This is a genomic window from Enterococcus haemoperoxidus ATCC BAA-382 (assembly GCF_000407165.1).
In the GTDB taxonomy this organism is placed as follows: Bacteria; Bacillota; Bacilli; order Lactobacillales; family Enterococcaceae; genus Enterococcus_L; species Enterococcus_L haemoperoxidus.
In genome coordinates this window covers 1,445,678-1,470,896 of sequence record NZ_KE136479.1, presented here as the reverse complement: position 1 = coordinate 1,470,896, position 25,219 = coordinate 1,445,678, and the positions used below count along the sequence as shown (strand labels likewise).

Annotated in this window: 19 protein-coding genes; 15 read left to right on the top strand and 4 right to left on the bottom strand. The window is 35.4% G+C overall.

Translation table 11 applies throughout. The features are described from left to right. Positions 1 to 33 precede the first annotated feature (33 nt). Complete coding sequence (locus I583_RS06845; protein WP_010761234.1) at positions 34 to 1,029, bottom strand: LacI family DNA-binding transcriptional regulator; 996 nt, start codon at positions 1,027 to 1,029, stop codon at positions 34 to 36. A gap of 155 nt (positions 1,030 to 1,184) precedes the next feature. Between I583_RS06845 and I583_RS06840 the strand changes: the two genes are divergently transcribed. Then, positions 1,185 to 2,579 (top strand): 6-phospho-beta-glucosidase, encoded by a 1,395-nt coding sequence (locus tag I583_RS06840; protein WP_010761235.1) that lies wholly within the window; start codon positions 1,185 to 1,187, stop codon positions 2,577 to 2,579. 82 nt (positions 2,580 to 2,661) lie between these two features. Here I583_RS06840 and I583_RS06835 read toward each other — a convergent pair whose 3' ends face one another. Beyond that, positions 2,662 to 4,134, bottom strand: coding sequence for a helix-turn-helix domain-containing protein (locus I583_RS06835; RefSeq protein WP_010761236.1), 1,473 nt, complete (start codon positions 4,132 to 4,134; stop codon positions 2,662 to 2,664). Positions 4,135 to 4,497: 363 nt separating this feature from the next. Here I583_RS06835 and I583_RS06830 point away from each other — a divergent pair, with 363 nt between their 5' ends. The 11 genes from I583_RS06830 to I583_RS06785 all read left to right on the top strand — a co-directional run bounded on the left by I583_RS06830 (position 4,498) and on the right by I583_RS06785 (position 17,424). Then, positions 4,498 to 4,749 carry a hypothetical protein gene (locus tag I583_RS06830; protein WP_010761237.1) on the top strand — a complete coding sequence of 84 codons (252 nt, stop codon included), beginning with the start codon at positions 4,498 to 4,500 and terminating at the stop codon, positions 4,747 to 4,749. 53 nt (positions 4,750 to 4,802) lie between these two features. Further along, positions 4,803 to 4,859: a hypothetical protein gene (locus I583_RS17125; RefSeq protein WP_244875453.1), complete on the top strand. Its 57-nt coding sequence runs from the start codon at positions 4,803 to 4,805 to the stop codon at positions 4,857 to 4,859. A gap of 238 nt (positions 4,860 to 5,097) precedes the next feature. Beyond that, entirely contained in the window at positions 5,098 to 7,476 is a 2,379-nt protein-coding gene (locus tag I583_RS06825) for an Ig-like domain-containing protein (RefSeq protein WP_016249900.1), read from the top strand. 17 nt (positions 7,477 to 7,493) lie between these two features. Beyond that, positions 7,494 to 8,228 (top strand): WxL domain-containing protein, encoded by a 735-nt coding sequence (locus tag I583_RS06820; RefSeq protein WP_010761240.1) that lies wholly within the window; start codon positions 7,494 to 7,496, stop codon positions 8,226 to 8,228. 21 nt (positions 8,229 to 8,249) lie between these two features. Next, entirely contained in the window at positions 8,250 to 9,065 is an 816-nt protein-coding gene (locus I583_RS06815; protein ID WP_010761241.1) for a WxL domain-containing protein, read from the top strand. Positions 9,066 to 9,119: 54 nt separating this feature from the next. Next, the gene (locus I583_RS06810; protein ID WP_010761242.1) at positions 9,120 to 9,932 is read left to right on the top strand and encodes a WxL domain-containing protein; all 813 of its coding nucleotides are present in this window, start codon (positions 9,120 to 9,122) and stop codon (positions 9,930 to 9,932) included. A gap of 213 nt (positions 9,933 to 10,145) precedes the next feature. Beyond that, positions 10,146 to 10,556: an EF2685/EF0750 family sortase-dependent surface protein gene (locus I583_RS06805; protein ID WP_010761243.1), complete on the top strand. Its 411-nt coding sequence runs from the start codon at positions 10,146 to 10,148 to the stop codon at positions 10,554 to 10,556. Between the two features lie 15 nt (positions 10,557 to 10,571). Then, positions 10,572 to 12,932, top strand: coding sequence for an Ig-like domain-containing protein (locus I583_RS06800; protein WP_016249899.1), 2,361 nt, complete (start codon positions 10,572 to 10,574; stop codon positions 12,930 to 12,932). Between the two features lie 117 nt (positions 12,933 to 13,049). Continuing rightward, a complete protein-coding gene (locus I583_RS06795) occupies positions 13,050 to 15,410 on the top strand; it encodes an Ig-like domain-containing protein (RefSeq protein WP_016249898.1) in 2,361 nt (786 codons plus the stop codon). A gap of 150 nt (positions 15,411 to 15,560) precedes the next feature. Next, positions 15,561 to 16,673: a WxLIP family cell surface protein gene (locus I583_RS06790; protein ID WP_010761247.1), complete on the top strand. Its 1,113-nt coding sequence runs from the start codon at positions 15,561 to 15,563 to the stop codon at positions 16,671 to 16,673. A 55-nt stretch (positions 16,674 to 16,728) separates the two neighbouring features. Continuing rightward, positions 16,729 to 17,424 (top strand): response regulator transcription factor, encoded by a 696-nt coding sequence (locus tag I583_RS06785; protein ID WP_010761248.1) that lies wholly within the window; start codon positions 16,729 to 16,731, stop codon positions 17,422 to 17,424. Positions 17,425 to 17,528: 104 nt separating this feature from the next. Here the strand turns inward: I583_RS06785 and I583_RS06780 are convergent, their stop codons facing one another. Both I583_RS06780 and I583_RS06775 read right to left on the bottom strand, forming a co-directional pair. Next, positions 17,529 to 17,945, bottom strand: coding sequence for a hypothetical protein (locus tag I583_RS06780; RefSeq protein ID WP_010761249.1), 417 nt, complete (start codon positions 17,943 to 17,945; stop codon positions 17,529 to 17,531). 172 nt (positions 17,946 to 18,117) lie between these two features. After that, the gene (locus tag I583_RS06775; protein WP_010761250.1) at positions 18,118 to 19,407 is read right to left on the bottom strand and encodes a BaiN/RdsA family NAD(P)/FAD-dependent oxidoreductase; all 1,290 of its coding nucleotides are present in this window, start codon (positions 19,405 to 19,407) and stop codon (positions 18,118 to 18,120) included. 138 nt (positions 19,408 to 19,545) lie between these two features. Between I583_RS06775 and gdhA the strand changes: the two genes are divergently transcribed. The 3 genes from gdhA (at position 19,546) to I583_RS06760 (ending at position 25,167) form a co-directional block, all read left to right on the top strand. Next, positions 19,546 to 20,892 carry an NADP-specific glutamate dehydrogenase gene (gene gdhA / locus I583_RS06770; RefSeq protein WP_010761251.1) on the top strand — a complete coding sequence of 449 codons (1,347 nt, stop codon included), beginning with the start codon at positions 19,546 to 19,548 and terminating at the stop codon, positions 20,890 to 20,892. A 236-nt stretch (positions 20,893 to 21,128) separates the two neighbouring features. Further along, positions 21,129 to 22,478 carry a glucose-6-phosphate isomerase gene (locus I583_RS06765; protein WP_010761252.1) on the top strand — a complete coding sequence of 450 codons (1,350 nt, stop codon included), beginning with the start codon at positions 21,129 to 21,131 and terminating at the stop codon, positions 22,476 to 22,478. Between the two features lie 394 nt (positions 22,479 to 22,872). Beyond that, positions 22,873 to 25,167: an Ig-like domain-containing protein gene (locus I583_RS06760; protein WP_010761253.1), complete on the top strand. Its 2,295-nt coding sequence runs from the start codon at positions 22,873 to 22,875 to the stop codon at positions 25,165 to 25,167. Positions 25,168 to 25,219 lie beyond the last annotated feature (52 nt).

Below are 25,219 nucleotides of genomic sequence, written 5' to 3'. Positions count from 1 at the left end.
TTAAGTAATCAAAAAAGAGCAGTGAGGTTTTCTTCATTGCTCTTTTCTTTGGATTCGAATTGGAACAGTCTTTCTTTCAACTAACGATACACTCATTTCTTGCTCTGGGATCTTCTCAGCGTTTAACTGATTATGAATATAAATAAACGAATTTTCAGCTTGACGTTTAATGGAATAGTCTACTGTTGTAATGTGCATCAAACGACTGATTTCACTATTGTCAAAACCAATCACAGCAACATCTTTTGGGATAGAGTAACCTAATGTTTGAAGTTCAGAAATAAAGCCTGCTGCAACTGAATCGGTATAAAAAGCTATTGCATCCGTTTTATTAGTCATTTCATGCCATAACTGAGCAATAGTTCGTCCGTTGTCAATTCTTGTTTTATCATGGAAAATCCATTCGTTTTTGATAGGAATATCTTTTTCTTTGTGAAAATCATCAATGGCTTTTAAACGAGCTTTTGTATTTAAATTTTCAGAATTCCCTAACACATGACCAATGGATCGATAGCCTCGCTGATAAAGGTACTTCAGCGATCGCAAGTAGCCAGAATAATGATCGACATATGACGAGTAGATTCGTTCAGAATCAATCCGATGCCAAGTGGCGATTGGACCAAACAGACTATAAGGTTCGATAAATTCCCATTTATTTGCTCTAGTAAAAATAAAAACGCCATCTAGCTGCTTGTATTTCATTTGGTTTAAGGCATCGATTTCCTTTTTCCTGTCCCCATCTGTAAAGTAGAGTGTTACATAATAGTTATACTTTTTTGCAATAGAAATGAAACTCTCAAGAAAAACACCTAAAGGATCAATAAAACCATGAGCAAGAAAGCCAATTGTTTTTGTTTCACCACTTTGAAGATTTCGTGCAATCAAATTAGGAGAGTAGGATAACGCTTCCATTGCTTCTAAAACTTTTTTGCGACTTTCTTGGCTGACATATCCATTGCCAGAAATGACTCTAGAAACTGTAGACTTCGATACTTGGGCTTTTTTTGCAACATCAATAATTGTGGTCATTATAATACCTCGCTAGTTGAATAAGTTCTTTCACTTTTAAGTATAACATAAAATAATTGAAAAAAGAGCTTGACATGGGAACATTCCCACATATTATGATGAAAATGTAAACGATGTCAGAACATATTCTGAACAAAAAATCAGGAGGGAAACACATGACAAGAGAAGCATTGAAAATCGCAACAATTGGTGGGGGATCAAGTTATACACCAGAATTGATCGAAGGATATATTAAAAGAAAAGATGAATTACCAATTAAAGAAATTTGGTTAGTAGACATTGAAGCAGGGAAAGAAAAATTAGAAACAGTTGGTGCAATGGCTAAAAGAATGGTCAAAGCGGCTGGTCTAGATTGGGAAGTTCACTTAACATTAGATCGACGTGCAGCCTTAAAAGATGCAGATTTTGTATCAACACAATTCCGAGTAGGACTACTTGATGCTCGTATCAAAGATGAAAGAATTCCGTTGTCTCATGGTGTTTTAGGACAAGAAACAAATGGAGCAGGTGGGATGTTTAAAGCCTTCCGTACGATTCCTGTCATCCTTGGAATCATTGAAGATATGAAAGAATTATGTCCCGATGCATGGCTTGTAAACTTTACTAATCCTGCCGGCATGGTTACAGAAGCGGCTATCAAACATGGCGGATGGAAAAAAACAGCTGGGTTATGTAATGTACCGATTGGTCACAGAAAACAAGCAGCTGAAAAATTAGGTATTCCTGAAGATGATTTATTCTTCAAATTTGCTGGTATCAATCACTTCCATTGGCATCGTGTCTGGGACAAACAAGGAAATGAACGAACACAAGAGTTGATTGATTTGATTTATGGGCCGCAAGAAGATTCCGAAAGTCATTTGAAAAATATTCATAATGCACCTTTTCATTATGAACAAATCAAAGATCTAGGCATGTTACCTTGTGGTTACCATCGTTATTATTATATCGAAGATGAGATGCTGAAACATTCGATTGAAGAATTTGAAAAAGGGGAAACAAGAGCACAAGTAGTAAAAGAAACTGAAGCTCGCTTGTTTGAACTTTACAAAGATCCAAATTTAGACTATAAACCAAAAGAATTAGAACAACGTGGTGGTACTCACTACAGTGATGCAGCTTGTGAACTAATTGCATCAATTCACAATGATAAACGTACAGATATGGTTGTTTCTACTGAAAATAACGGAACAATCACTGATTTGCCATATGACTGTGTTGTAGAGGTGTCAGGACCTGTAACTGCACATGGACATGAACCATACAACTGGGGAGCTTTCCCACCAGCAGCGCGTGGAATTATTCAAGTGATGAAAGGCATGGAAGAAACTGTAATTCGTGCAGCTATCGATGGAGACTATGGCGCTGCATTACATGCATTTACAATTAACCCATTAGTTCCAGGAGGAACAATGGCTAAAACATTATTGGATGAACTATTGATTGCACATAAAGACCATTTGCCGAACTTTTCACAGGCTATCACTAAGATCGAGGCGGAACAACCTGATACAGTGGCGTATGTAACTGAATTAATGAAAAGTAATTAAAAATGACAGAAAAATAACGAAACTAAGCAGACCTGCTTAGTTTCGTTATTTTTTATTTTTCAAAAGGAAATGATCGCACATATTAATCACTATTCAATAATTTTTTTTGAATAACCATAATCAATTCGAGCCACATTCGCTCATCTAAAAAACTGTTCACAAAGAAAAAAGTCTGTTGTTCCTTTTCTGCGTGAACTTCAAAATTATCTATAATAGCTATATCCGATTCACTTATTTGATTTGTAAAAGTAATTGATTCAGCATTAAAAAGTGTTAGAATCCTATTTTTTATAAAAACTGTGCCAAAATTGTTACTGCTGTATTGAATGTAAATAGAGATAGTAGGAATCAAAAACATATCCGTCAAAATTGAAAGCAACATGCAAATACCAAAATTAAAGGTAGAATCGATTGTAAATTCAGGGTGATCTTTTCTAAATTTCTTGTAGAAACGAAAATTATTTGGATGTCGTTTTAAATACTTTTTTAAAAATTCTGTATTATCTTGTTCATTGATCATCACTTGTCTAAAAAAATACATTGGATTGATTTCAAAAAAAGTAGAATGAACTAATCCAATTAGTACATAATAAAAAATACTAGATTTTTGCTTAGGAGTCATAGAAGTTGAAGGTGAAAAATTTTTTTCATATTCATTAACTAGCAATTCACTTGAGAATACTAAAGAGGAAGATCTTGGAAACTTATCAAAAAGACTGATTTTTTCTTGTGAAGAATCAATATCTGAAATGAAACTTCGAAGCATTAAATTAAAAAATAAATGCTCATCTTCTGATATAAAGTATCTTTTAACAAGCCTTGAAATTTCCGTGGTTACTTCAAAGGGTTTGAGTATACTTTTTATTTCGTCTGGTAATTTTATCGGGAATTTATACTGTCTCATGATCGTAATTCCTAACATTAATTTTATTCGTTTGATAACAGAAGATGGGTAGCGTTTCTCCAAGCTTTCTATCAGTTCTGGACTGGTGAACACACAACTAAGTTCAAATTCAAAAGGAATAATAGTACCTCGATAGGCGTTCCAGTAAAAATAAAAACAAAACATTCTCATTTGCTTTTCTTCACCACATAAATTTTCATTTGAATGAAAAACTACTTTTATATGAAAACTTTTAAGTTGTTCATTTAAAGCATTTATTTGTTTGTATAAATAAGGAATACTTACAAATAAATCATCCGCAAGTTCATCTGCTGTTAAATAACTTCGGGTAAGAATACTAGAAATGATTTTAAACTGTAAAGACTCATTTAAGTAATGAAGTCGTAAATGTACTATTAGATAATCAATTTTAAAATGGGAATGATTGTTTAATTGAAAGCTGCCGGTGCTTCTTTCAAAATCAATCATTTTTAAATCTTCATTTTTTTGAATATCAGATTCTAATTCATTAAAATATCGCTTCAATGTGCTTAAAGAGATATCTAAGTAATGTTGGAGGTAAGTGAAAGAAACCTTTTCACTATCTTTAAAAATTAATTCTTTAAAAAGTTCTAATTTTTTCTTGTTTTTATCATTTAAAAAAAATTCCATTCATGTACGTCCTTTTCCAGTAGTTTTCCGTGGAATTATAGAGTAGAAAAAAAGCAAAGTCAATTACAGGTGCAATGAAATCATTTGTATTTGTTTTATATTTGTTATTTTTTATTAACATAAAACTTGTTTTTGTTATTAATAGAACGGAATGAATGTTATTTTATCTAAAAAAGAACTGAAATGTGTTCAGTTTTGGATTTTCAAAAGAAAACTTTATGTTTTATGATAATAAAGTAATACGAAAGAGAAAAAAATTAATCGAAATCTCCGAATTGCATTTAATATCTATAAATAATATCTTTTAAATTTATTTATTGTGTTTTTGAGTTGGGAATGTCGGGGAGTAAAAAGGGGGGAGCTATGAAAAAAAGGGGTTTGATTTTCCTAAGTATCATTTTTATAGTGATATCGTTGTTTCAGTTTTCTAAGGTTTCCAAAGCGGCAAACTATGATACAGAAATTGGTTTGACTTTTAATACTGATGTAGCTACTGGAAGTGATTCCACTTCAAGTTCAAAAATCGAAAGCAGCACAAGTGAAACATCACAGACTAGTACTAATAACCACCAAGTAATAAGAAAGAACTTTCAGAGACAGTTACACAAAAAATAACTAAGTCTGGGTTAGATAGGTTTTTACCTAATACTGGAACGATAAAGAATCTTTTGTACCTAATTTTGGGCTGTCTAATTTTAACAGGTTTATTCATGGTTGAAGAATAAAAAAATGGTATCTGTTACCAGTCTAAACAGTTTTATTAAGCGCATATATCTAATTTCTTTTTCTGAAAACTGGAATAGACAAAAGTAAAAAATGAATATGATCCAAGAAAAATAGGAACTGGATTAGTTCAGGTTAAATTTGTCTAGAATAATGAAAAGGGGAAGATAAATAGAAAAATGCTCAGTTTTAAATCCTATAATGCGATAAGCTATTGCAAAAAAAGTAGGAGGAAAAATAATGAATAAAAAGAAATGGTATTTTCTCTCAGTACTTATTATGGGGGTTGCGGTCTTTACAATTTTCTTTAATTTAAAGACGGAAGTAAAAACAGTTTTGAAAGCAGAAGAAAACAAGAAAAATGCCAACTATCAAACGAGAGTAGAAGAATCTCCTCCAGCAATAACAGACCAAACTGTTCTCTCAAAGTACAATTTGATAAAAGATTTCGAAGGGTATACTAAGTCTAAGGATGAACCTTGGAGTTTAAACAGTACTTGGAATGGAACACCGTCTGCTTCTCTTGTTAAGGATGAACGGGGGAATGTTCTGATGTATGCATATGCGGAAAGTAGTAGGGTAGAGATTCGTTCTAACAGTGGTGCTCGTGATTGGTCTGCTCTTGTAAAAACTACAATTAGTACAATTCCTGGACACTATTATCAACTTTCAACTACAATGCGTTCATCGTCTGAAATGGGTAAAGAAGTAATCTATGCCTTAGATTGGCTATCAAATTCAGATGTAAATAATCCGGTCTCTGTTTATTCAGACTACAGCGAATTAAAAAAACGTCCTGATAATATTGGTACAACGATCAGAAAAACTGTTAAGGCAACGACCAAAGAAATGACGCTTGTTTTTAGCCTTTCGGGTCTAAGCGGATCGAAATCAGTCTTGGATAATTGGGCTCTATCCCTCGTTGATTTAGATCAAGGAATTGGAGAATCAATTAAAGGTCTTGAAGCTTTATTCACAGATACGACGCATACAGAATTAAAACTATCATCGACGCAAGCGGAAATTGATAAAGTAAAAGAATCAATTGAAACGATTCTGAATACAACGACTAAAAAGGAACTATTTACAGAACTTGCTAAAGCCCAAGCGTTGCTGGACAAAATTACGATGAGTTTGACGATTCCAACTGAATTAGTCAATGATCCGAAAAACGAACTAAGTCATACCATTAAAGGAAAAACCTATCCAAATTCCTTTGTCCATTTTTCGGGAAGTAGTGCTTTTCCAGTAGGAACCTTAAGCTCGGAAGTAGCGGATGATTTAAAAAAATACCAAATTCGAGCAGATGGGGAAGGAAATTTCAGCTATTCATTGCCAGAAGGGAAGTACTTTAAAGAAGATGAGAAGGTTACGGTGACCAGTATGTTAAGAGGGAAAACCACTTCTCAAACTCGAGAAGTGAAAGACCTAGTCCCACCAGAGAAACCGAAGTTGAATACAATCAAAGACCAAGCGGGAACGATCTCTGGCGCAGCGGAGGCAGGCACTACGGTCACGATGTATGATAAATCGGATGACACTGTATTCCTAACAGGAACAGCCGGAACGGATGGCCAGTTTTCATTGGTTATACCGGAAGCTAAAAAACCACTTGTTCCTTATAAAACGTATTACGTTACCGCAACCGATGCCGCAGGAAATGTTAGTGATGCCTCGGATGACCAAGTTGTAGTAGATACCACAGCCCCTAAAGCAGAAGCGGTGAAACAAGCGTTAACGCTGGGCGATAAGTTGCCAGCCATAGATAAAATGCTTACAAACATTTCAGATAACGCTGGAACGGCCGACTTAACCATCAAATTAACCAAAACTCCTGATCTTTCTAAGACAGGATATAAGACAGCTGAAATCACATTGACTGATAAAGCAAAAAATTCACTCGTTGTCGTTGTGCCGATTACAGTAAAAGATAAATTAACGGCGATGGATAGTAACAACTTACTGAAAGCCGATGATTTTTCAGCCTTAACGATTGATTTACCGGAAACGGCGGCAGAACAAAAAGCGTTTATTTTAAAACATGGCGCGGTCGAGGCTTGGGACTTAGGGAAAGGTGAACTGATCAACGACAAACTTGTCTATAATCAAGGAAGTTTAAAAAAAGAACCTGGTGTGTATTCGATCACGGTTACGATTGGAAGTTTGACAAGAGTATTTAAAGTAACGCTGCTAGAGGGAAGTTTGGCGTTTGATCAAACAATGGACACATTAACATTTGGCACTCAAACAATTGCATCGAAAGAGCAGTTTGTCCCTTCAGAAAAGAAGTTGAGCCTGTCTATAAATGATACTCGGTTTAATGTAGATAAATGGCGTTTACTAGCAAAGGTGGACCAGCCACTGCAAACAAAAGACGGTCTGATTTCAGCTAGTGGTTTAGTCTATCGCTCGTATGAAACAGATGAGGTGGTTGATACGAAACTAAACGAGTTAAATACGCCGATGTATGAACCGAGTAAATTAAACAATGGTCTCATTCAAGTGGACTTTACGAAAGAGAAAAACAAAGAAGTGGTGTTGAATGTTCTGCCTGGAAGTGTTCAATCAGACAAGGAATATTCTACTCAAATAGTTTGGACACTTGAGAATGGACCGTAATGAGAGGGGAGGAAAAAATGAAAAAGACAAGAAGAAAATTTATTGTGTTACTGTCTATACTGCTGGGGGGGATCAGCATTGAAACGCCATCCGTTTTTGCTGATAGCAGTATAGGAAATAAATCGGAAGCAGAAATTTTTTATACCGAGAATACGGATATTACCCCTCCTATAGATCCTAGAGAACCTGATGAGTCAACTGAAATTGTTTCACCGATACCTGTTCAACCAGGAACATCGGGTCCACTAAGTGTTGATTTTGCTCCTCATGTTATTTTTGGAGAACATGAGGGATCAAAGGAAAATGATACTTATTATGCAAAACTAACAAAGATTAAAAAAAAGGCAGATGGCTCGGAAGAAGAAGTTCCTAATTTTCTACAATTGACTGACAATCGAGGCAAAGATGCTGGATGGCGTTTAACAGTCAAACAAAATGGCCAACTCAAAAATGGAGCACATATACTAAAAGGTGCGGAAATATCACTAAACAATATTACGCTATTTTCGCCAAACAATGGAAAAGAACCCATTGCCATAGAAAGTGTTCGATTGGATCCTGATAGTATGGAACCAACAGAAGTATCTCGGTCGACTGAAACGACGGGGAAAGGAACATGGATGATTATGTTTGGTAAAGATAAAGAAGAAAGCAAAAAAAGCATACAAGTCAGAGTTCCTGGGTCGGCCGAAAAAAAGAAAGGTAACTATACAACTTCCTTAACTTGGGAGTTGATTGATACACCAATATAAAAACTCAAAGGAGAAAAAAACATGATATCGAAAAAGAATACAGTATTGACTACTACAGGTGTAGTAACATTTGCTAGTTTATTACTAGGAACATTACCCGCTTTTGCAGAAACAGAGACTGGAGGAAACGAAGTTAAACCGCCAGTGACGATTCAATCTCCAGTGCACTCGGAAGCAGAAATTTCATTCGAACAAAATGAAACAGAAGTAACACCGCCCGTTGGACCTGGTGGTGAAGAAATTGAAAAGCCTGGTGAAGGAGAAACTGGAATGGTTGGTCCTTTAACGATTGACTATATTACAAAGCTTAATTTTGGCGCTGTTAAAGTATCTGGTAATACAACTACTTATCATGCAAAATTAGCAGAACTTAAGTTAAAAGATATTGTAGAACCAAAAAAAGTGCCAAACTATGTTCAAGTTACAGATAACCGCGGAACAAATGCAGGTTGGCAGTTGCAACTTAAACAAGATACACAATTCCAAGCCAAAGATGCAAATAATAAAGTTACAGAACTTACAGGTGCACAACTTACATTAGATAATCCTACATTGAAGTCTACGCAAAAAGGATCAGAATTTGCTCCACTAGGTATTAAACAAAAACTTACTCCAGGTGCAGCAGCTGTAACAGTTGTGAATGCAGCTGCTGGTAAGGGAATGGGAACTTGGCACTATTCATTGGGAGATACTAATGAACAAGCAGAAAAAAGTGTTTCTTTAACTATCCCTGGTGATACTGCAAAATTAGCAAATGTAGCTTATAAAACGGTATTAACATGGACATTAGTGGATGCTCCAGAAAAATCAGAAGTTACACCAGAAGTTACACCTTAATAGGGGAATAAACAAATAATAAAAAAGTTTAAAAAAGGAAAGAGGAAGTTTACTATGAAAAAGACAACAATCACATCTGCATTATTAATCAGTACATTTATTTTAGGAGCCGCATCACCAGCGTTCGCTGATCAAGTTGCAGCGCCTACAACTGACGCAACAGTTAAATTTCAATCAGAATCCGAAGATGCTAGTAACGAAGGAAATACGATTGATCCAATGGACCCTGATGGTAATGGAATCAAGCCAGAAACTGGTGAAGGTTCAGTTGGGACTAAAGGTCCTTTAAGAGTTGATTTTGCACCGAACTTTAAGTTTGGAACTGTAATGATGTCAGGGAATGCAGCAAAATATCATCCATTGTATCCAAAAGTTAATTTATTAGACGAAACTGGTAAAGTGACAGAGCCTGTGCAATCAAAATATGTTCCGCATTATGTACAAGTTACAGATAATAGAGGTACAAATGATGGGTGGGAATTGACAGTCTCAGCTACTCCATTTAATGGAACTGTAGTAGATAAAAATGCAGATTTAAAAGCTACTTTAACATTAGGTCATTCAGAATTTTCATCCGCAGTAAAACCAGTTGATGGAAAAGACTTTAAGCCATCTACCTTGAATACAGAAATCACGTTGACTTCAGAAGCTAAGCCATTTATTGTAGCTAAAAAAGATCAAGGAATGGGTTCATGGGCAGCAGTATTTAATAATGGTACACCAGCTAGTTTAACAGCTACTGACAGAAACCCTAACGTTACGCTTAGTGTCCCTGCAGACTCTAAGAAAGATGCAAAAGAAGAATATAAGTCTACAATAACTTGGACTTTGTCAACAACACCAACAACGCCTCCAGCAGGCAACTAAACAATTTGGTGTAATCAATTATTGCAGCGGCCGATAGTTGCTGCAATAATTGTTTTTTACATAAAATCAACAGTTAAAGTACATAACCTGTAATTATACAAGATGTGGAAGTAGCTGTTTATGGAGCTTGATAGATAAACGGAATTTCAGCTTAAACAAAACGAAGAAAGCATCATAGCTGATTTGTTTACAGGTAAGCTAAGGAGAAGGACTATGAAAAAAAAATATTTTATTTTGCTAAGCATTATATTTATAACACTACCATTATTTCAGTTTTCTAAAGTAGCAGAAGCGGTAAACTATGATACTGAAATCGGCTTAACTTTTAATAGTGATGTATCTGTTAGCGGTGATTCTAGTTCGAGTACAACAGTACCGAGTGGCACAGATAAAACATCAGAAAGTAGCCAGACGAAAACCAGTACGTCAAATAGTGGTACGTCAAATAAAATGGAGGAATTACCAGAAACGAGTAGAAGAAAAACAGCTAAGTCTGGTTTGTTGCCTAGTACGGGCACCCAAAGCAATACTCTATTAATGGGGTTGGGTATACTACTGTTAATGATCGTTTTCGTGTTACTCATCTTTAAAGTTTATAAGGTAGTTACTAAAAAATACCGATAAAGAGGTGATGAGTAAATGAAAAAGAAAAAATATTCTTTCTTTATAGTAACAGTTTTACTAAGTAGTCTTGTGATTCTTGTTACTCTTAAGATAGAAATGAAGTCTGTTTTGAAAGCAGAAGAAAAGAATAGTGAAATAAACAGTCAAACTAGAGCCGAGACAGAACCGCCTGAAATAACTGATCAAACGATTCTTTTGAAATATGATTTGTTAAATAAAGGTAAGTGGCAAGCTTTCGTCAATAGTATTTTTGATTATAATTGGTCCGAGAAGAAGGAGTGGAATGGCGTGGACAAAAAAGATATTGTATCAGGTGTCGCAAAAGCCGCTATTCAGCCTTCTTCTTTAAGTCTAGAGAGAGGAGGTTCTCAATACTTCATTCTAAAGGCCCACGTAACGTGCACTTTTCCAACAATTCCAGGACATTATTATCAACTTTCTACAGAGATGCAGGGTGAAAACGCTGATACATCAACTTATGCATTAAATTGGGTATCAAATACAGATATAAATAATCCCGTTTCCGTTTTTCCAACCTATAAGGATATTAAGAATCACTCTAATGAGATTATTGACGTTAGACACATCGTTAAGGCCACAACAAAAGAAATGGCTGTTACTTTTACTGCAGATTCAGAGAGTACCCGTAATGCTGTTAACTATCGGAAGTTATCGGTTGTAGATTTGAATCAAGGAATAACAGAATCAAATGAAGGTCTTGAAGACTTGTTCACAGATAAGACACATACAAAATTAAAATTATCGGCGACACAAGCGAAAATTGATAAAGTAAAAAAATCGATTGAGACGATCGTCAATGCAACGACCCAAACGGAACTATCGACGGAACTTACCAAAGCTCAAGCATTGCTGGACAAAATCACAATGAGCTTGACCATACCAACTGAATTAGTCAATGATCCGAAAAATGAACTAAGTCATACCATTAAAGGAAAGACCTATCCCAATTCCTTTGTCCATTTTTCTGGAAGCAGTGCCTTTCCAGCAGGAATCTTAAGCTCGGAAGTAGCGGATGATTCAAAAAAATACCAGATACGAGCGGATGAGGAAGGTAATTTTAGTTACTCACTACCTGAAGGAAAGTATTTTAAGTGGAATGAGAAGGTCACGGTGACTAGTATGTTACGAGGGAAAACCACTTCTCAAACACGACAAGTGAAAGATGACGTACCACCAGAGAAACCGAAGCTGAATACAATCAAAGACCAAGCGGGAACGATTTCTGGTGAGTCAGAAGCGGACGCTACGGTCACGATGTATGATAAATCGGATGACACTGTATTCCTAACAGGAACAGCCGGAGCGGATGGTCAATTTTCATTGGTTGTACCAGAAGCTAAAAAGCCGTTGGTTCCGTACAAAACGTATTATGTTACCGCAACCGATGCCGCAGGGAATGTCAGTGATGCCTCGGATGACCAAGTTGTAGTAGATACCACAGCCCCTAAAGCAGAAGCGGTGAAACAAGCGTTAACGCTGGGCGATAAGTTGCCAGCCATAGATAAAATGCTTACAAACATTTCAGATAACGCTGGAACGGCTGATTTAACGATGGAACTAACGAAAACTCCTGATCTTTCTAAGACAGGATATAAGACAGCTGAAATCACATTGACTGATAAAGCAAAAAATTCACTCGTTGTTGTTGTGCCGATTACAGTAAAAGATAAATTAACGGCGATGGATAGTAACAACTTACTGAAAGCCGATGATTTTTCAGCCTTAGCGATTGATTTACCGGAAACGGCGGCAGAACAAAAGGCGTTTATTTTAAAACATGGCGTGGTCGAGGCTTGGGACTTAGGAAAAGGTGAACTGATCAACGACAAACTTGTCTATAATCAAGGAAGTTTAAAAAAAGAACCTGGTGTGTATTCGATCACGGTTACGATTGGAAGTTTGACAAGAGTATTTAAAGTAACGCTGCTAGAGGGAAGTTTGGCGTTTGATCAAACAATGGACACATTAACATTTGGCACTCAAACAATTGCATCGAAAGAACAGTTTGTCCCTTCAAAAAAGAAGTTGAGCCTGTCTATAAATGACACTCGATTTAAACTGAATAAATGGCGTTTATTGGCAAAGGTGGCTCAGCCGTTGAAGACGAAAGACGGTCTGACTTCAGCTAGTAGTTTAATCTATCGCTCGTATGAAGCGGGTAAAGTTGTAGATAAGAAATTAAACGAGTTAAATACACCAATGTATGAACCAAGTAAGTTAAACAATGGTGTCATTCAAGTAGACTTTACGAAAGAGAAAAGCAAAGAAGTGATGTTGAATGTCCTTCCTGGAAGTGTTCAATCTGATAAAGAATACTCCACTCAAATAGTATGGACACTTGAGAATGGGCCATAAAGAGAGTTAGGAAAAGTAATGTTTAGGCATGCTGCTGTTACTGATTTATTTCATGTTACTCATCTTTAAATTTTATAGGATAGTTACTAAAAATACTGATGAATAGGAAATGAGAAAATGAAAAAGAAAAAATATTCTTTCCTTATAGCAACAGTTTTACTAAGTAGTCTAGTGATTTTTGTTGCTCTTAATATAGAAACAAAGGTCGTTTTGAAAGCTGAAGAACAACCTAGAGGAATCAACAATCAAACTAGAGCCGAGACAGAACCGCCTGAAATAACTGATCAAACGATTCTTTCGAAATACGATTTGTTAAATAAAGGTAAGTGGCAAGGTTTCGTCAATACTGTTTTTAGTTCTAAATGGATCGTGAGTACGGATTGGAATGGCGTGAACAATAACGCCATTGTGTCAGGTATCGCAACTGCTACTGTTAAGCCTTCTTCTTTAAGGTTAGAGAGAATAAGTACTCAATATAACATTCAAAAGGCCCACGTAAGGAGCACCTTTCCAACAATTCCAGGACATTATTATCAACTTTCTACAGAGATGCAGGGTGAGAGAGCTAGTAAATCAACTTATGCATTAAATTGGGTATCAAATACAGATGTAGATAATCCCGTTTCCGTTTTTCCAACCTATAAGGATATTAAGGATCGGTCAAATAATATTATTGAGGTTAGACACATCGTTAAGGCCACAACAAAAGAAATGGCCGTTACTTTTACTGTAGATCAAGAGACTATTAATAATGCTGTTAACTATCGGAAGTTATCGGTTGTAGATTTGAGCCAAGGAATTCCAGAATCAAATGAAGGGCTTGAAGACTTGTTCACAGATAAGACACATACAGAATTAAAATTATCGGCGACACAAGCGAAAATTGATAAAGTAAAAAAATCGATTGAAACGATTCTTAATGCAACGACTAAAAAGGAACTATCGACGGAACTTGCTAAAGCCCAAGCATTGCTAGACAAAATCACAATGAGCTTGACCATTCCAACTGAATTAGTCAATGATCCGAAAAACGAACTAAGTCATACCATTAAAGGGAAAACCTATCCTAATTCCTTTATCCACTTTTCGGGAAGCAGTGCCTTTCCAGTAGGAACCTTAAGCTCAGAAGTTGCGGATGATTCAAAAAAATATCAGATACGAGCAGACGGGGAAGGAAACTTCAGTTACTCACTGCCAGAAGGAACGTATTTTAAATGGAATGAGAAGGTCACGGTGACCAGTATGCTAAGAGGGAAAACCACTTCTCAAACACGACAAGTGAAAGATGACGTACCACCAGAGAAACCGAAGCTGAATACAATCAAAGACCAAGCGGGAACGATCTCTGGCGCAGCGGAGACAGGCACTACGGTCACGATGTATGATAAATCGGATGACACTGTATTCCTAACAGGAACAGTCGGAACGGATGGTCAGTTTTCATTGGTTATACCGGAAGTTAAAAAACCGCTGGTTCCTTATAAAACGTATTACGTTACCGCAACCGATGCTGCTGGAAATATCAGTGTTGCCTCGGATGACCAAGTTGTAGCAGATACCACAGCCCCTAAAGCAGAAGCGGTGAAACAAGCGTTAACGTTGGGGGAAAAGCTGCCAGCCATAGATAAAATGCTTACAAACATTACAGATAACGCTGGAACGGCCGACTTAACCATCAAATTAACCAAAACTCCTGATCTTTCTAAAACAGGATATAAGACAGCTGAGATCACATTGACCGATAAAGCAAAAAATTCACTCGTTGTCGTTGTGCCGATCACAGTAAAAGATAAATTAACGGCGATGGATAGTAATAACCTACTGAAAGCCGATGATTTTTCAGCCTTAACGATTGATTTACCGGAAACGGCGGCAGAACAAAAGGCGTTTATTTTAAAACATGGCGCGGTCGAGGCTTGGGACTTAGGGAAAGGTGAACTGATCAACGACAAACTTGTCTATAATCAAGGAAGTTTAAAAAAAGAACCAGGCGTGTATTCGATCACGGTTAAGATTGGAAGTTTGACAAGAGTATTTAAAGTAACGCTCCTAGAGGGAAGTTTGGCATTTGAACAAACAATGGACACATTAACGTTTGGCACTCAAACAATTGCATCGAAAGAACAGTTTGTCCCTTCAGAAAAGAAGTTGAGCCTGTCTATAAATGATACTCGGTTTAAACTGAACAAATGGCGTTTATTGGCAAAGGTGGCTCATCCGTTGAAGACGAAAGACGGTCTGACTTCAGCTAGTAGATTAATCTATCGCTCGTATGAAGCGGGTAAAGTTGTGGATAAGAAACTAAACGAGCTAAATACACCAATGTATGAACCAAGTAAGTTAAACAATGGTCTCATTCAAGTAGACTTTACGAAAGAGAAAGGCAAAGAAGTGATGTTGAATGTCATTCCTGGTAGTGTTCAATCAGGTAAAGAATACTCCACTCAAATAGTATGGACACTCGAGAATGCGCCATAAAAAACAGAAACAAAAAATGAAAGAATAAGGGAATGGTATCTAGCCAACATTGTAAACAATTGGTACAGCTTTAGGAGCTTGTGCCAATTGATTCTTACATAAAAAGTAATAACATAGATTCAAACATAAGAAAGTTAGGAGAAATTAGTAATGTATAAGCGAATAATCTCACTTTTATTTTTGATTATAATGATAGGGGGGGCTCCCATAAAAGCTTCTGCGGAAGAAGGAAAAATGAATTTTTCTGTGACAGCAGTTATCCCTGAAAATCAAATTGACAAAACAAAAACTTATTTTGATTTAAGAATGAAACCAGGTCAAGTTCAAGAATTAGAAGTTCTAATGAACAATCCTTTAGACGAAGAAGTGACAGTAGAAAATCATGCCAATACAGCTATTACTAACGATAATGGGATTGTGGATTATAGCAACTCAGATCCCAAGTTAGACAAAACGCTAAAAGCACCGTTTTCAGTAATCTCTGAATTAGAAAAAGAAATAACGATTCCAGCCAAAAGTTCAAAAACATTAAAGGTTAAGGTAACTATGCCTGATGAAGAATTAGACGGTATCGTATTGGGTGGACTTCATTTTACTGAAAAAGAAAATAAAACAAAAGAAGAGCAGAATAGTTCGGGAGTACAAATCAAGAACCGTTTTGCATTTGCTATTGGTGTATCAATTAGAGAAAATGATAATGTAGTTAAACCAGATTTTAAATTAGGAAAGATTCAACCCTCTCAGGTCAATTATAGAAATGTTTTAAAGGCCAATATTCAAAATACGAAGCCTATGATTATACAAGATATGAAAGTTGATGTGCGTGTCACTAAAAAAGGTAAGGACGAAAACTTATTTGAGCAGAGTAACCCTGGAGTACGAATGGCGCCTAATTCAAATTTTGATTTTGGTATTAGTTGGGCCAATCAAGAGTTTAAACCAGGAAAGTATACATTGCATATGAAAGTGAATAGTGCAGGAGAAGACTGGAAATGGTCTAAAGATTTTGAAATCGATAAAAAAGAAGCCGAAAAATTGAATGAACAAGCAGTTGAATTGGAAGTTGACCATACAAAATGGTACATTATCGCCGGTGTAGGTGGTGCAGTATTATTAATAATCATTACCTTTGTATTAAGTCAGTATATCAGTAAAAAAAGACGGCAAAAAAGAAGAAAATTAAAAGCTCAAGCTAGTAAGAAAAATAAAAAAAAATCTATAGCTAAAAAGGGCGATAAGAAGCGTAATAATAAAAAGAAATAGTTATATAAAGCAATTTATTGAGCATTTTCAAATTTAATATATAGGAGAAATGTGTATGTACAAGATAGGTTATTTTTCATTAAGAACACCTCAAAATAACTACTATAAAACATTGGATTTAGATCAGCAATGCTCACTTGAATTAATGGATAAGATTTGTTTCGATGATTTAGGTGAACTAGATATTCTTATAATAGAAGAAAGCAAAGAACTTAATTTTACAAACATATGTGAAGGACTGTTAGAAATAAGAAAAATCTCTGATATTTACATTCTTATTCTTGCAGATGAGGATCAAATGGTTTTTACTTCCCGTATGGTTTATTTAAAATTAGGAGCAGATGGTATTTTCACTGAAGAAGCAGATGAGATGGACTTGATTGTGAAAAATATTTTGAAGCGTTTAAAAAAAGAAACAGTTAAAAAACGTGAAAATAAATCTTCTTTCGAAATAATACCAGAGAAATCATGTGTATTAGTCAATAAAAATCAAGAAGTTGATTTGACAAGACAAGAATTTATCGCATTGACGATTTTGTATAAAAATATGAACCAAACTGTTACGTATGAAGACATTTACAAAGGTGTTTGGTCTAAAAGTAGTAGTGGAGTTCAAAAAAATCGAGTATGTAATTTAGTTTCTCATGTGAGAAAGAAATTCGCTGATGTAAAAAATTCGCCCGTTCAAGTGAAAACAATACGTTCGATTGGTTATATTTTAGATACTTCTTTTTCAGAAAAAGAAGTATAAGCCTATGAGTGCTCGGCATTTTATTGGATAACTGTTTATTAAGAATCAAAGTATCTGAGGTATAACTCTTTGAGTTATACCTCAGATACTTTTGTATTTTTAAGCTAATTCACTGAAAGTTCATTCAGTGAATTAGAAGGTTCAATGCTAAAACGATAGGAATGATAACGAAATAGTAGGTTTAAAAAAAGGAAAGAAGAAATTTCGGTAAATAAGAATAAATTTAAAGATGTAATAGAAAGACTAAGCAGAGAGAGTGATAAAAATAAAATGATACATAATGAGAATAAGTGCCTGATTTGTTTTGAGTTGGCAATAATGATTTCTTTTGTTTCCGAAGTTACATTTATTTTTTGAGAAAAATAGAAAAAGCTTTCTCTAAAATCAAGAATATCACCGATTTCAACATCAATTTCAGTTACAATATTGTTAAAAAGCTTTCCTTGTTTAACGCCATTTTTATAAATAACAAAATGACGTACGCATCCCCATGTGGTTTTCCGTTTTAAACTAATCTTCATTATAATCACCTCCTAAAACTATTTTTACATAATTTAGAAGAAGATAAAATCGTTCAAAAGCCTTATTTTTTCTACTATTTTTATCCTGCTAAAGTCGTAGCTACTTTAGCAGGAAAAAAAATGAACGAATACAATTCTTGGATTGTTCATTCATTTATAATAAGAAAGTTATTTATTCTTGATCTATAATTGGCAAATAAGTATAGTCGGCTACGCTAGCGGCATGAGTTCCTGCAACATGTCCAGTGACAAAAGCTGCAGTAACATTGTATCCACCGGTATAGCCATTGATATCAAGTAACTCTCCTGCAAAGAATAAACCATTAACTATTTTGCTTTCCATTGTTTTGGGTTGGATTTCTTTCAATGAAATTCCACCACCTGTTACAAAAGACTTTTCTATGGGAAGTGTTTTTGTTGCATTTATTTCAAAAGACTTTAAGTGTTGGACTAAAGCATCAATTTGTTGTTCCGAAACTTGTTTTGATTGACAGTCTGAAAGGGAGGTTTCGTTTAAGACAAAATCTAACAAACGTTCAGCAACAAGATTTTTCAAAGCATTTTTTAGTGATTTTTCGGGTTGATCAAAAAGTCTTCTCTTTATTTCTTTTTTTAGGTCAAATGCTGTTTTTTGAGGAAAGATATCCAGTTGTAAAGTAACTGATTTTTGCTCATTTTTAACTAATTCTTGATTAATAAAACTTGAACACCTCAAAGCAGCTGGACCCGAAACGCCAAAGTGGGTAAAAAGGAGATCCATCTGATGCGTTACAATTACTTTCCCTTTACTATTTAAAACTGAAAGTGCAACGTCCTGTAAGGAAAGGCCTTGTAACGTTTTTTCTGTAATAAAATCGTCATTAGAAATGATTGGAGACTCAGTTGCATATAAAGGGCTAATAGTATGACCTAATCGTTTAGCAAGTTTATAGCCGTCACCTGTCGATCCTGTGGAAGGATAGGTACGTCCACCAGTTGTCAAAATGACACAAGGTGCATATATTTTTTCGTGCTCTAAAGCGACTCCGATGACTTGTTCATCCTTATGTAGTACCTTTTCAACTTTTGCTTCTGTATATATCGTTACGCCAAGTTGTTCCAATTGATTGAATAAAGTTTCGACAATTGTTTTTGAGCGGTCGGTCACAGGAAACATTCGTCCGTGATCTTCTTCTTTTAGATGAGTTCCATTCGATTCAAAAAACTCCATGATATCGTAATTATTAAACTGTGAAAAGGCGCTATATAAAAACTTTCCATTTCCTGGTATATGCGCAATGATTTCATCTGCAGGACGATTATTCGTCACATTACAACGACCACCACCTGTCATCAAAAGTTTTTTACCTACGCGTTTATTTTTTTCTATTAATAAGGTATTACTTCCCGCTTTCGCTGCGGCAATCGCTGCCATCATACCGCTAGTACCTGCTCCGACGACAATAACATCAAATAATTTCATAAATTCTCCTCCAGTTCAATGGTAGTTTAACACAATTTTGAAAAATATTTCTAAGTTTTTTTCAATTTACAGTAAAAAGTTGTGGAAATTTTCTGAATTTAAGTTAAAATAGGATTATAACGATGAGAGGGTGATTAGATGGAAGCAAAACAGTACGTGGAAGAGATTCAAAAGAAGATTCATGAAAATGATCGGGGGCAAGTAGAATACTTGCAAGCTGTCGACGAATTTTTACCAACGGTTGAAGTATTTTTGAAAGAAAATCCTGCATTCATTGAAGCCAATATTTTAGGAGTCCTGATTGAACCAGAAAGAATCTTACAATTTAGAGTACCGTGGCAAGATGACAAAGGCAACTGGCAAGTCAATCGTGGTTATCGAGTGCAGTATAACTCTGCAATTGGTCCTTATAAAGGTGGCCTGCGTTTTCATCCTAGCGTGAACTTAAGTGTGATGAAATTTTTAGCGTTTGAGCAAATATTTAAAAACAGCCTAACCGGTTTGCCAATTGGTGGGGGAAAAGGCGGAAGTGACTTTGATCCTAAAGGTAAATCAGATGCTGAAGTGATGCGCTTTTGTCAAAGTTTCATGACAGAGTTACAAAAACATATTGGACCAAGCACAGATGTGCCAGCTGGAGATATCGGTGTAGGTGCAAGAGAGATCGGCTACTTATTCGGTATGTATAAGCGTTTGAGAAATTATGATGCAGGTGTTCTAACTGGTAAACCTTTAGGTTATTGGGGTAGCGAGGCTAGAACTGAAGCTACTGGATATGGCTGTGTTTACTTCGTTAAACATCTCTTGAATGACTCAAATGACTCATTCAAAGGAAAAAAAGTTGTTGTTTCAGGTAGCGGCAATGTATCGATTTATGCAATGGAAAAGGCGAAAGAATTGGGTGCAACGGTTCTAACTTGTTCTGATTCAACTGGGTTTATTTACGACCCGAAAGGTATCGATGTTGAATTAGTTAAAGAATTAAAAGAGAAAAATCGTGAACGTATTTCTAAATATGTAGAAACTCATTCAGATGCTACGTATTATGATGGTCAATCCGTTTGGGATTTTGAAGTTGCTTACGATATCGCTTTACCATGTGCCACTCAAAATGAGATCAATGAAAAACAAGCTGAACTTTTAGTGAAAAATGGTGGAAAAGTCGTTGCTGAAGGAGCTAATATGCCTTGTACTTTAGAAGCAGTAGCGGTACTTGACAAAGCTGGTGTATTATATTGTCCAGGAAAAGCGGCAAATGCTGGTGGAGTGGCGGTTTCTGCGTTAGAAATGAGCCAAAACTCTGAGCGATTATCTTGGTCATTTGAAAAAGTCGATGGTATGTTGGATGATATTATGAAAAATATTTATGAAACATGTCGTGATACAGCAAATAAATATGATGCTGCGAACAATTTTGTCTTAGGAGCAAATATTGCAGGATTTGAAAAAGTTGCGCGAGCTATGCTAAGCCAAGGGTTGGTCTAGTCCAAAAACATCAAAAAATAAAGATGATTTTTGTCTTAATCATTCTTTATTTTTTGATGTTTTTTCATATCGGATAATTGCTAGACCTAAATAATATTTTGATTTGTGGTATAATTGGGATTGTTTAAGTGTATTAAAATAAAAATTGGTACACTCAGTTATAATTTGCTTGAAAAAAGCATCAAAAGAACGTAAAGTAGAGTATGTACTAAGTTTAATTTCAAGGAGGAGAAGGAATGTCACACATTCAATTTGATTATTCCAATTTGGCACCATTTGTTGCTGATCATGAATTGGAATACATGCAGGCACAAGTGACTGCAGTCGACAAAGCATTAAGAGAAGGAACTGGAGCTGGAAGTGATTTTACTGGTTGGATCGATTTACCAGAAAATTATGATAAAGATGAATTTGCCCGCATTAAAAAAGCGGCTGAAAAAATCCAATCTGATTCAGAAATATTAGTTGTAATTGGTATTGGTGGTTCTTACTTAGGTGCGAGAGCAGCGATTGAATTTTTACATCATTCATTTAATAACTTATTACCAGCAGACGAAAGAAAAACACCGCAAATTTTCTTTGCTGGAAATAGTATCAGCTCAACTTATTTAGCTGATTTAATCAATGTTATTGGTGATCGTGACTTCTCAGTAAATGTGATCTCTAAATCAGGTACGACAACTGAACCTGCAATTGCATTTAGAGTATTTAAAGAATTATTGATTAAAAAATATGGCAAAGAAGAAGCAAATAAACGTATTTATGCTACAACTGACCGTGCTAAAGGCGCCGTTAAAGTGGAAGCAGATGCTGAAGGTTGGGAAACATTTGTGATTCCTGATGATGTTGGCGGACGTTTCACAGTCCTAACTCCAGTTGGTTTATTACCGATCGCTGTTAGCGGTGGCGATATCGATGCTTTAATGACGGGTGCGAATGACGCGCGTAAAGAGTATGCTGCAACAACTGATTTAAACAAAAATCAAGCATACCAATATGCTGCATTAAGAAATATTTTATACCGTAAAGGTAAGACAACAGAAATGTTGATCAACTATGAACCAGGAATGCATTACTTCTCTGAGTGGTGGAAACAACTATTTGGTGAATCAGAAGGAAAAGATCAAAAAGGTATTTTCCCAGCGGCAGCTGACTTTTCTACTGACTTACACTCAATGGGACAATACGTTCAAGATGGTATGCGTAACTTGTTTGAAACAGTCGTTAAAGTTGACACTCCGCGTCATGTTTTGTCTATTCCTGAACTTGCTGAAGATTTAGATGGATTGGGCTATTTACAAGGGAAAGAAATTGACTTTGTAAATACAAAAGCTTTTGAAGGTACTTTGCTTGCTCATACAGATGGTGGTGTACCAAATATGATCGTGAAAATTCCTGCAATGGATGCTTATTCAATGGGTTATGTTATGTACTTCTTTGAAATCGCTGTTGGAATTTCTGGATATTTAAATGGCGTGAACCCATTTGACCAAGAAGGTGTGGAAGCATACAAAAAGAACATGTTTGCCCTACTTGGCAAACCTGGTTTTGAAGACTTAGCAAAAGAATTAAATGCACGTCTATGAGATAGCTTTAAATTGAGACCATAGTGCTACTTTAATAAGTAGTCAACTTTCATTGTTTAAGCGTCTAAAATTAGCTACAATAGAAGAAGGGAACAGTAGCTGATACTTTTCCATATAGTAAAATTTAGAGAACGAAACAAAACTGATTTTACGTTTTGTTTCGTTTTTTTTGTTGTTGGAAAATTTCTATTGTTATTTTTTGACAATAGATGATAAACCTATGTGTATTTTAATCTAATAGTAGTATATGTGTTAGTCTCTCATTGTGAACAATATATGAATCAAAAATGGATTATGATTTTATAAATAAGCCATGTAGAATGAAATTATTGATTTGCAAACAAAATGTAAATTATATCATTTTTCGTATTTTTGAAAAAAGAATGAGGAGTGGGTGGAAATTAAAAAAAAGAAAAAAATAGTTCTAATTTTATTGTTTCTAGTGTTAGTTGGGGGGCTCATTAGTCAGTTCATTCTAAAAAAAACAAACGAAATAAAAGCTAGTAGTAGTATAAAAGCCAATCCTACCAATTTATTATCACCAGATGATTGGTATGGTTACTACACATATCGTGGAAATACATCTACAATGGGCAAATTAGCGACCGAAAAGGATATAATAGTAAAAGATGTCGGTTACGGAATGATTACATTAGGAAATAGTGTGATTTCATTAAAAAAATCTCAAAGAGAAAAGGAAACAATATATGTTGAACAGACAGTTCAAACTACTCCCGGCAACTACTATGTTTTCAAGGCGGATATAAATGTAAGTAGTACTTTAGAAGGGATGGAGACAGGGGTAAAAATCAATAATAATGAAAAGCCTTTAGGTCGTTTTACAATGGATGGCAAAAAAAGTATTAGTATCTTTTTTAAAGCAGGATCTACTCAAAGTAAAATAAGTCTCTATCATTATGGTGATTTAAAACCATATGGAAAAGGTACTGGAAATGTTACTTTTACAAGACAAACTGTATATGATGCTACAGAAGAATTAAATGAGTTTACTTCATTGATTAATGATTTATTTACGGATGATACTCAAACAGCGCTTAAGCTAAAGGTAACGCAAAAAAGCATAGATGAGTTACGTGCAAAATTCGATGAGCTTAAGGACGCATTTTCAACAACTGAATCTGATACCTTTGATAATAATTTAAAGAAAGCTCAATCGCTTTTAGATGCTGTAAATCTAAGCTTAACGCCAGAAAAATTGGTAACAGATCATGAAGATCATCACAGTAATACAATCATCGGTAAAACATATCCCAATGCTTTTCTAAAATTTTCTGGTAGTACAGAAATACCTGCTGCGAAGATTGCTTCACCGGTAATAGGCGATGCTACTAAATACCATATTCAAGCAGATGATCAGGGGGATTTTAGTTATGCTCTTCCAACTGGAAGCTATTTTACCTATGGAGAAAAGATAACAATTTTAAGTACAATTCATGGTAAAGTAGTTTCTAAAGTAGTTTCAGTTTTAGATGAAACTCCACCAGAGCAACCAAGTCTGAACGAACTAAAAGACATAAGCACCGTATTTTCAGGTAATGCAGAAAAGAATTCAACGGTCAAAATCTATGATAACGAAACAAATAGTTTGTTTTTAGAAGGGAAAGCAAATGCAGATGATATGTATTCATTAAGTATTCCAACAACAAACAAACCTTTGGTACCATACAAAAGCTATTACGTTACAGCTACTGATGCTGCTGGGAATACTAGTGAAAAGTCTCTGGTCCAATCTGTCGCAGATACCACTCCACCAAAAGCCGAAGCAGTCAATCAATTTCTAGAATTAGGGGATCCGTTACCAGAAATTTCTAAGATGTACAAAGAACTTTATGATAATGCCGGGGCAGATTCGGTAGAAGTTGCCCTAACCAAGCAACCTGATATTTCTAAAGTAGGTGTGTCTCAAGGAGAGATTACATTCACAGATAAGGCCAAAAATAAAACAATCATTAAAGTGTTGTTTTTTGTAAAAGATTCTCAAACCATTTCGGATAACAATTATATATTTCGTGCTGAAGATTTTTCAACTGCAGCAATTGATTTTCCGGATAAAGTAGAGGAACAACCAAAATTTTTATTAAAATATGCAAAAGCTGAACTTTGGGATGTCAAAACCGGAGAAAATAAAACTGATCAGCTTATGATTAATCAAGGAACGATAATGAAGAAACCAGGAGTGTATAACATCACTTTTAGTATTGGAACACTTAAGAAAACCGTGACAGCAACACTACTAGAGGGGGCTTTAGGTTTTAGTCATGTAGATGCGAATATCTCATTTGGGGAGCAGACCATTAATTCGGAAGAACAATTAGTTCCGACCGAAGAAACCTTAAACCTAACAATTGAAGACACACGGTATGTAACGGAAAATTGGCGGATTGTTACGAAACTAAGCCGGCCGTTACAAACGGAACAAGGTGATCAGACAGCCAGTACGTTAGTACTTCAAACAACAGATTCTTTGGGCAAACAAAAGAGAGAACACTTGAGTGATGAAAAGACTGCTGAATTTTACTACAATAAAAATGCGGTAAATGGACAAATTTCATTGCCGCTAGGTCAATCAGAAAAACAACAAATTTTACTAAATGTTCTACCAGGAACAGTACTTGCTAATAAAGAATATTCGTCAAATATTATCTGGATAATAGAAAACGCACCTTAATAGCATGACTCAGTATAATTGTATTTAGTTGCGTTAATGAGGTCTAACAAGC

Excerpts from the sequence above, each read along its gene's own strand:
- I583_RS06845 (WP_010761234.1), bottom strand. The coding sequence starts at position 1,029 with ATGACCACAATTATTGATGTTGCAAAAAAAGCCCAAGTATCGAAGTCT.
- I583_RS06840 (WP_010761235.1), top strand. The coding sequence starts at position 1,185 with ATGACAAGAGAAGCATTGAAAATCGCAACAATTGGTGGGGGATCAAGT.
- I583_RS06835 (WP_010761236.1), bottom strand. The coding sequence starts at position 4,134 with ATGGAATTTTTTTTAAATGATAAAAACAAGAAAAAATTAGAACTTTTT.
- I583_RS06830 (WP_010761237.1), top strand. The coding sequence starts at position 4,498 with ATGAAAAAAAGGGGTTTGATTTTCCTAAGTATCATTTTTATAGTGATA.
- I583_RS06825 (WP_016249900.1), top strand. The coding sequence starts at position 5,098 with ATGAATAAAAAGAAATGGTATTTTCTCTCAGTACTTATTATGGGGGTT.
- I583_RS06820 (WP_010761240.1), top strand. The coding sequence starts at position 7,494 with ATGAAAAAGACAAGAAGAAAATTTATTGTGTTACTGTCTATACTGCTG.
- I583_RS06815 (WP_010761241.1), top strand. The coding sequence starts at position 8,250 with ATGATATCGAAAAAGAATACAGTATTGACTACTACAGGTGTAGTAACA.
- I583_RS06810 (WP_010761242.1), top strand. The coding sequence starts at position 9,120 with ATGAAAAAGACAACAATCACATCTGCATTATTAATCAGTACATTTATT.
- I583_RS06805 (WP_010761243.1), top strand. The coding sequence starts at position 10,146 with ATGAAAAAAAAATATTTTATTTTGCTAAGCATTATATTTATAACACTA.
- I583_RS06800 (WP_016249899.1), top strand. The coding sequence starts at position 10,572 with ATGAAAAAGAAAAAATATTCTTTCTTTATAGTAACAGTTTTACTAAGT.
- I583_RS06795 (WP_016249898.1), top strand. The coding sequence starts at position 13,050 with ATGAAAAAGAAAAAATATTCTTTCCTTATAGCAACAGTTTTACTAAGT.
- I583_RS06790 (WP_010761247.1), top strand. The coding sequence starts at position 15,561 with ATGTATAAGCGAATAATCTCACTTTTATTTTTGATTATAATGATAGGG.
- I583_RS06785 (WP_010761248.1), top strand. The coding sequence starts at position 16,729 with ATGTACAAGATAGGTTATTTTTCATTAAGAACACCTCAAAATAACTAC.
- I583_RS06780 (WP_010761249.1), bottom strand. The coding sequence starts at position 17,945 with ATGAAGATTAGTTTAAAACGGAAAACCACATGGGGATGCGTACGTCAT.
- I583_RS06775 (WP_010761250.1), bottom strand. The coding sequence starts at position 19,407 with ATGAAATTATTTGATGTTATTGTCGTCGGAGCAGGTACTAGCGGTATG.
- gdhA (WP_010761251.1), top strand. The coding sequence starts at position 19,546 with ATGGAAGCAAAACAGTACGTGGAAGAGATTCAAAAGAAGATTCATGAA.
- I583_RS06765 (WP_010761252.1), top strand. The coding sequence starts at position 21,129 with ATGTCACACATTCAATTTGATTATTCCAATTTGGCACCATTTGTTGCT.